General features: G+C 57.9%; 7 protein-coding genes. 3 read left to right on the top strand and 4 right to left on the bottom strand.

The genetic code is table 11. The features are described from left to right. From Q0S16_RS18385 to Q0S16_RS18370, 4 genes are all read right to left on the bottom strand, one after another. On the bottom strand, nucleotides 1–663 hold a 663-nt coding region (locus Q0S16_RS18385), incomplete at its 3' end, for a Wzz/FepE/Etk N-terminal domain-containing protein (RefSeq protein ID WP_295851120.1). A 31-nt stretch (nucleotides 664–694) separates the two neighbouring features. After that, nucleotides 695–2,110: an outer membrane beta-barrel protein gene (locus Q0S16_RS18380; protein WP_295851116.1), complete on the bottom strand. Its 1,416-nt coding sequence runs from the start codon at nucleotides 2,108–2,110 to the stop codon at nucleotides 695–697. A gap of 277 nt (nucleotides 2,111–2,387) precedes the next feature. After that, nucleotides 2,388–2,960 (bottom strand): polysaccharide biosynthesis/export family protein, encoded by a 573-nt coding sequence (locus Q0S16_RS18375; RefSeq protein ID WP_295851114.1) that lies wholly within the window; start codon nucleotides 2,958–2,960, stop codon nucleotides 2,388–2,390. Between the two features lie 109 nt (nucleotides 2,961–3,069). Beyond that, the gene (locus tag Q0S16_RS18370; RefSeq protein ID WP_295851122.1) at nucleotides 3,070–3,807 is read right to left on the bottom strand and encodes a metallophosphoesterase family protein; all 738 of its coding nucleotides are present in this window, start codon (nucleotides 3,805–3,807) and stop codon (nucleotides 3,070–3,072) included. Nucleotides 3,808–4,596: 789 nt separating this feature from the next. Here Q0S16_RS18370 and Q0S16_RS18365 point away from each other — a divergent pair. The 3 genes from Q0S16_RS18365 to Q0S16_RS18355 all read left to right on the top strand — a co-directional run. Beyond that, on the top strand, nucleotides 4,597–5,352 hold the full coding sequence (locus tag Q0S16_RS18365; RefSeq protein ID WP_295851111.1) for a sugar transferase: 756 nt from the start codon (nucleotides 4,597–4,599) through the stop codon (nucleotides 5,350–5,352). Between the two features lie 93 nt (nucleotides 5,353–5,445). After that, nucleotides 5,446–6,255, top strand: a complete 810-nt coding sequence (locus Q0S16_RS18360) for an FkbM family methyltransferase (RefSeq protein WP_295851108.1) — start codon at nucleotides 5,446–5,448, stop codon at nucleotides 6,253–6,255. Nucleotides 6,256–6,328: 73 nt separating this feature from the next. After that, a partial coding sequence (locus tag Q0S16_RS18355; RefSeq protein ID WP_295851105.1) for a UDP-glucose/GDP-mannose dehydrogenase family protein occupies nucleotides 6,329–7,390 on the top strand: 1,062 nt, incomplete at its 3' end.

The following is a 7,390-nucleotide window of genomic DNA, read 5'->3' as shown; positions in this document are numbered from 1 at the left end:
GACGGCCTGCTCAGAGGCCCCGACGCGCGATTTCAGCGAGTCGATCTGGCTGCTGAGCCAGTTTGCCGCGATCCGGGTCGCGTCATATTTGGCGCGGACCTGCTCCTCGAAGTAGCCTTCAGCAATGGCATTGGCGATCGCCGCGGACTTCCGCGGCTCCTCAGAGCTGACATTGATATCAACGAGGAACGTTGTGCCCTGCCGGGTGACCTTCATGCGACGCTGCAGGACTTCTACGGATCGTGACCGCGCCGTATCCGCCGCGTTCGTGTCGACCGCGGGCGTGCTTCTGCTGAATAGGCGCTTGATCGGGTCGAGCAGGCCCGGATGCGGCGTGAATTCGGCATCCTCGGTCAATTTGAGCTTGTCGACGACCCGCTGCAGAATCGAGACCGACTGGATCAGCAATGTCTGGCTCTCGATCGTGGCGTCATCAGTCCCGAAATTCGACAGCACCGCCTGATTGGTCTCGACAACATTGGCGCGCCGCGGGTCGACCAGCACGGTGGACGTTGCGGTGTAGAGCGTGTCGACGCTCATCAGATAGGCCATGGCCAGCGTCATCAGAATTAGGGGTGGTGCCGCAACCGCCATCCAGCGACGACGCAGGATACGGGCCATTTCCCGCAGGTCGACCATTTGCGTCTGAGCTGGATCGATCACAACGGCTTCGTCGGACGCCCGATTTGAATAGTCAGAACTGCGCTGTAACATTGATCCCCACCTGATGTTTGTCATAGCTGAAGGCTGAAACATCGCTGTTGCGGTCGGTGTACCGATGGTAAACGGACATCGTGGCGAACCGGTTCATCAGATATTTGACGCGCGCATCGGAGGTGATGACGGTGTCGTTGCGGACCTGCCCGAAAAACCGGTCGTTTTCGTAGGTGCCTGCAAGCGACAGAATGACGTTCCGGCGCAGCTCATAATCTGCACCGAGCTGGATGGCGTTCGCCTGTACGCCATTCGAACTGGTGGCTGAGGTTTCGGTCACGATCTGCTCAGCCCTGAAGTGAAGATCGAGCAGTCTGGTTGGTCGCCACGTCAGCTGGGCGCGATAAGACGGCCCTTCAATCACGCCAATGGTGGCGTCGCTGAATTGTTGTCGGGCATAGCCGGCGCCAATTTCACCGCTCAGCAGATTTGTCAGTCCGATCGTGACACCGGAGAGTGCGCGATAGCCCTGCGAATCCAGCGATTGCGCCTCGGTGCCCCTAATTTTTCGCTGGTTGCCTTCGACGCCGGCGAACCAGCCAAGGATCGGCGAGAATGCATAGTCAATCCGTCCATGCAGGGCGTAGACTTGGCCATCACGGCCATCCTGATTGATGATCGTTCCGTCCTGAGCCCGGGTCTGGCCGTAGTCGTAGGAATCGACGCTGATTCCAATCGAGGCTGCCAGCCGGTTGAACTCCTTTCGAACGCTGACGTCGCCAGAGAATAGATTGTAGGGCGTTGGCGAGATTGCATTGGCGGGCGAACTCAGCGTGCCGACGCCCTCGTTCAGATGCGCAATCTGGAACTTGGTCAGGACAGCAAGATCATGCGAGACGTCGTACCAGGCGTTGCCCTTGAGGCTTGCATCCGTCTGGTCGAGACTGGAATTGCCACGGTAGATCGTCGAGGCGGTGTCCAGCTTGATGTCGATGCCGTGTCGTTCCCACAGCGTATGCGCCCGTAGGGCCGGGGCGACCACAGCGGCAATGTCGGCGCGCTTGTCGCTGTTCGACGAAAACACGTTGCTATCGTAGAAGGTGCCAGACATCAGCTGCGGGTTGAACATCCACGAACCGTAGCGAATGCCGACCGGCTCATAGCCGGGCTGTTGTCGTTGCTTTACCGGCATGTCTTCCGGTGCGATTTCATCCCTGGCGTCTGGCGGGTTCAGATTCTGCAGCCCGGATGGCTCGAATACCTTCTGGGCATTCCAGGGTGCGGTAACAATTTCAAAAGTGGATGGAATTACCTGAGCATTAACCGGTGTAGCAAGCGCTAGGATGACGAATGTCGATCCGGTTGCAATTCGGAATCTGCTTCGGCGTGGCGCTGTCGGAATAGCAGCGCTCTCGCGATCACCGGAAGCGTTGGGGCATGGCAACGCACGATTCATCCAGTTGTCCCTGTGAGAAGTCGATCAATGTTGACGGTCTGATCGGCTTCCAAACATCACGGCGCCACCAGCAAGATCGCCAGCCTGCGCTAATGTCGACTCTCAACGGAGTAATGGAATTGACGTGATTGATAAACGTAACTGCGTAGGTGGCAGACGTTAAACCGAGTTGCACTTCCGCGCTGCAACAACATACACATCGTAAAGATACCAGACTAAGGCGGCTGACCTGAAGTTGGTGGAACCTGAGCTAAATGTTGGCTGTGGGTATGAGCCTCTAGAAGTAACGTTCCGGAATTCGAATGTTGTCGCCAGGGAACACGCGCACCGGCGCGTCGAGCGGGTAGGCCTCTTCGGTAGCTCCACCGGATCGACGCAGGAACACCTTGTTTTCGTTGGCGCGGTAGCTAAAACCGCCGGCGCTGGCGACCGCATCAAGGATAGTCATGCCAACTCGATACGGATATTCGCCGCTCTTCTTTACTTCGCCGAGAATATAATAGGGGCGATATAGAGCGATCTCGATATTGACGCGCGGGTCTCGAACAATTCCCTTGGCAAGGGCCGCCGCAATCGCGCGTTCCAGTTGACCGGTGGTCAGGCCTGCTGCGCGAATTCGACCGGCCAGCGGGATCGATGCAAATCCCTGGCTGTCAATTTCGTATTCGCCGCTGATGTCGGCCTCGCCGTAGACTTTCAGGCGAATTCGGTCGGTGGGCGCAAGCGTATAGCTTCCCGCTGCTGCCTGCGAGGTCGGCGGATTCTGCGCTGCCGCTATGGTCGAATTTATGCCGATAGAAATTGTGAGGCACATACAAAGGCCAGCGACGCTGAATGATTTACACGACATGACGACATCCTGCGTGGTTATGGACCGTGATGGTCATTGATGTGATGAAGGCTAGTCACGCAAAAAAGGCAAAACCATGTGCCGCGCAGGCGTCGCTGACCGCTCGTGCTCACAGCACGACAATCTCACTGCCTTCGATCGCAATGCACGTCAGCACGCCTGATCGCCACGCTCCTGTATCGATATTGATGCGGTTATTGCGAATGTCGGGATGCGGAACAGGCGTATGGCCGTGCACGATGTATCTTTCAAATGCTTGCGTCGAGTCGAGGAACTCTTCGCGAATCCACATCATGTCGTGGACTTTCTGCAGTTCGAGCGACACGCCGGGTCGGATACCTGCGTGAACAAAAAAGAAGTCTCCACAACAATAGCTATCGCTGAGGCATTGCAGAAAGAGTTGGTGCGTGCGCGGAAGACGCTCGTGCAGCTGGCGGAGCAAGTCCCGCGGCGTGCAGTCTGTGGTGTTGGTAATCACGTAAGATGCCAGCGTTTGCCGGGCGCCAAGTGGAAGCCAATCCGCCAGAGCGGCAGGCTCCGCCAAGAATGCTTCTAGCATAGCCTCGTGATTTCCGCGCAGGCAAACCGCGCGATTGCGAACCAATCGGGTGGCAAGCAGGCTGATAACGCGCGATGAATCGGGCCCACGGTCGATGTAATCGCCGAGATAGACCTCGGCGGAGTATCGGATGGGTCGGCGCAACAGATCGTCATCGATTCGCGCATTGATGTCGGCGAGTAGATCAGCGCGTCCGTGAATATCGCCGACGGCATAGATGCGCGTATCCGCCGGGAGCGAAGGTACGCGTCGTTGTGGCATGGAATAAAGCGTCGACGCGATTGGCACGATGGTCAATTGCCCCGCGCCAAATTGGTTCCGCATCATTGAGATGCAGGCGTGACGCAAAGCCTATTCCGTCGTGTCAGGAAAGTAGCATCCGGACACCTACGATAATGACGACCCAAAACACAGCATTCACCAGGATGATCATGTTTCGCAGTTTTCGCCGCGACAGCGCGAGTTCCGCGCACTGTCCCTCCAATTCGAATTTTGACGGCAGGTGGTCAATTTTCGTTGAGGGTAGCAGGCGGTCCGTCGCTTGCGAATCAGTATGCCGCGTCGAAAGCCGTGGTTGAAGCTTGGCCAGCATTGAACAGCCGAGGGCTAGAGGTCTGAATCATTTAGCATAATGCCGCGTATCGCTTATTTTTTCGTGAATGGACTCGCGCGAAAGCTCGCCTAATTTGCGTTAGCGCATCCTCCTGCGCCGATTACACCCGATATGAAACCGCATCTTACGTCGTGGTGATTGTGCATGGCTGCATCACGTCAGGCGCGGTGCGATTTTGAATCCAGCGCTCTAACCCGCTCATTCCGCACATCCAATTCCGCATTGCACCGAAGAGTGGGTGAGCAACGCAAGCCGGTGCGCGACTAATATCGCCGCACCGCCGCATTTCGCTCATCAAGTTGAGCAAGGTTCGGTGAGATGAGATCGGCGCCGGAGGCTGATTGCGATCGGCAAATCCTGCTCTGCGAGAATGCACGGCCATCCAGCAAGTGAATGGCTACCTGTCGGCATGGATATGTGCCGTAGCTCTAAGTATCCCCGAGCTAAACAAGAAGGCGAGCGCAATGGTCCCGACGTTAACGCTGGCAAAGTTCGATCACAACGGCGCTTCATCGCGCTGGCAGAAGCGACCCGCGATATCGGCCCGTCCTTTCGAATATACCGGCTACATCCGTGGCCGTGTCCGGCGTCATCCGGCGCCGACCCGTGCGGAGCCTTCGACATCAATCGGGAAACGGGTGTTCGACACAGCCGCGGCTGGCGCGGCGCTGCTGTTCTTCGCGCCACTGTGGATTGCCGTCGCGATCGCTATCAAGGTGACCTCGCCGGGGCCCGTTTTGTTCCATCAATATCGCTACGGGTATCGAAACCGATCCTTCAAGATCTACAAGTTCCGCTCGATGCGAAGCGATGCCGGTGATGCGGCTGGAATCAAGCAGACCGTGCAGGGCGATTCAAGAATTACGGCGGTTGGGCGAATCCTGCGCATGACCAGCCTCGATGAGATTCCCCAGCTCATCAACGTCATCAAGGGCGATATGTCACTGGTGGGACCGCGCCCGCACGTCCCCGGGATGCTTGCGGCGGACGTGCCATATGAAGAACTCGTGCCGTATTACTTTCAACGGCACACCGCGCGCCCAGGAATTACCGGTCTCGCGCAAGTCAGCGGCTGTCGCGGCAGCACAGTCGAGCCCGCCAAAGCGATCGCGCGGATCGACTACGATCTCGACTATATCGAACAATGGTCCCTGCGCATGGACATCATCATCATCGTGCGCACCATTCGCCGCGAATTTCTATCCGGCAGCGGGTTCTGACGACCTCTCGCCAAGATAGTCCGGAAGCCGAAGTCGGACGACGGCAAGCGGCACCGCCGGGCGCACGCGCGAAAATTGTTGCGCTCTTTCAACATGAAACAGGCATCCAGGATGAACACCAGACAGCATGCGAAAGCATTCGTAAAACAGAAATTTCCGTCGATCTGGCTGAAATGGCATTTTTCTCGGCGGCCAAAATCGGCCGAACGGGAGTTGCGCTACCTCGGAAAGATCGTGCCTCGGGGGGCACTCACGGTTGATGTCGGCGCCAATCTCGGGCTTTACACGCAGCTGCTGGCGCGGCTGTCGAAGCAGGTCTACGCTTTTGAACCATCTCGCGACATGGCCGACTTTCTGCGCCAAACGTCGGCGCCTAATGTGACCATTCACGAGGTTGCGCTGTCGGACCAGAACGGGGAAGGCGAGCTGTTCATCCCCCAGGGTGAATCGGGGTTGGTGCATGGCCTTGCATCCCTTGAGCGGCAGGCATGCGAATCGGGGGCATCGATCGCGTCTCTTAATGTGCAGACCGCGCGCCTCGATGCCGTCGTCACCGGTGACATCGCGTTCGTGAAAATCGATGTGGAAGGTCACGAACTCAATGTTTTGCAGGGCGCCACCGGCCTGATCGAACGCTGTCAGCCGGTCTTTCTGGTCGAAGCCGAGGATCGACACCGCGTGGAGGCGACACGATCGGTGTTCGAATTCTTCCAGAAGAGATCCTATCGGGGATTCTATCTGAAGGATGAGCAGGTGATTCCTGTCGATCAGTTCCGGCCCGAATCGTTGCAGGACGTCGCGGCGCTGTTGCCGAATGGTGGGCGAAAGTCCGGACGATCCTACGTCAATAATTTCTTCTTTTTTCCGCGACATCTCGATGGCGAATCCATGCTGGCGAGCTAGCCCTGCGGTCCGCCGGATCGATGAAATGAAATGGGTGTCGAGGTGACGCCGACCAGAATCAGACAGGATATCAATGCACATTGCCATCGTAGGCGCCGGCTATGTCGGTCTGGTATCGGGCGCGTGTTTCGCCGACTTCGGACACCACGTCATTTGCGTCGACAATGACGCGAAAAAGATCGCGGCCCTCAACCTCGGAAAGATTCCGATCCATGAGCCCGGACTGGCGGAGCTCGTGGCGGCAAACATCCAGCAGGGCCGGCTACACTTCGTCACTGACATGAAATCGGCGGTCGAGAGTGCGGAAGTCGTTTTCATCGCGGTCGGCACGCCGTCACGCCGCGGCGACGGCCATGCGGATCTTTCCTATGTCTACGCCGCCACTCGGGAGATCGCGGCCCATCTCAAGGAATCCACGATCGTGGTGACAAAGTCGACCGTGCCGGTCGGGACCGGCGACGAGGTGGAGCAGATCATTCGTCATGAGAATCCCGACAAGAATGTCGCTGTGGTGTCGAACCCGGAATTCCTGCGCGAAGGAGCCGCGATCCGTGATTTCAAGCATCCCGATCGAATCGTGGTCGGGACCAACGATCCACGTGCACGCAGCGTCATGGCCGAAGTCTATCGGCCTCTCCACATCAACAAATCGCCGATCATGTTTACGGATCGACGTACGGCCGAGCTGACTAAATACGCGGCAAATTCCTTTCTCGCGACCAAGGTCGCCTTCATCAATGAGATCGCCGACCTTGCCGAGAAGGTGGGGGCCAACGTGCAGGACGTGGCACGCGGCATTGGTCTCGACAACCGGATCGGTCCGAAGTTTCTCCACGCCGGCCCGGGTTTCGGCGGATCGTGCTTTCCCAAGGATACCTTGGCGCTGATCAAGACCGGGCAAGACAATGAAGCGCCATTGCGCATCATCGAGACGGTCGTTGCGGTGAACGAACAGCGCAAGCGTGCGATGGCACGCAAGGTCGCCGGTGCGTTCGGTGGCAATATTCGAGGCAAATCCATTGCGGTGCTCGGCGTCACATTCAAGCCGAACACCGACGACATGCGCGATGCGCCATCCATTCCGCTGATCACGGCACTGCAGGACATGGGGGCGGCCGTCCGCGTCTACGACCCG

Source organism: Tardiphaga sp. (genome assembly GCF_025356345.1).
Lineage (GTDB): Bacteria > Pseudomonadota > Alphaproteobacteria > Rhizobiales > Xanthobacteraceae > Tardiphaga.
The sequence above is the reverse complement of the archived record's forward strand: the minus strand, read 5'-3'. Positions and strand labels throughout refer to the sequence as shown.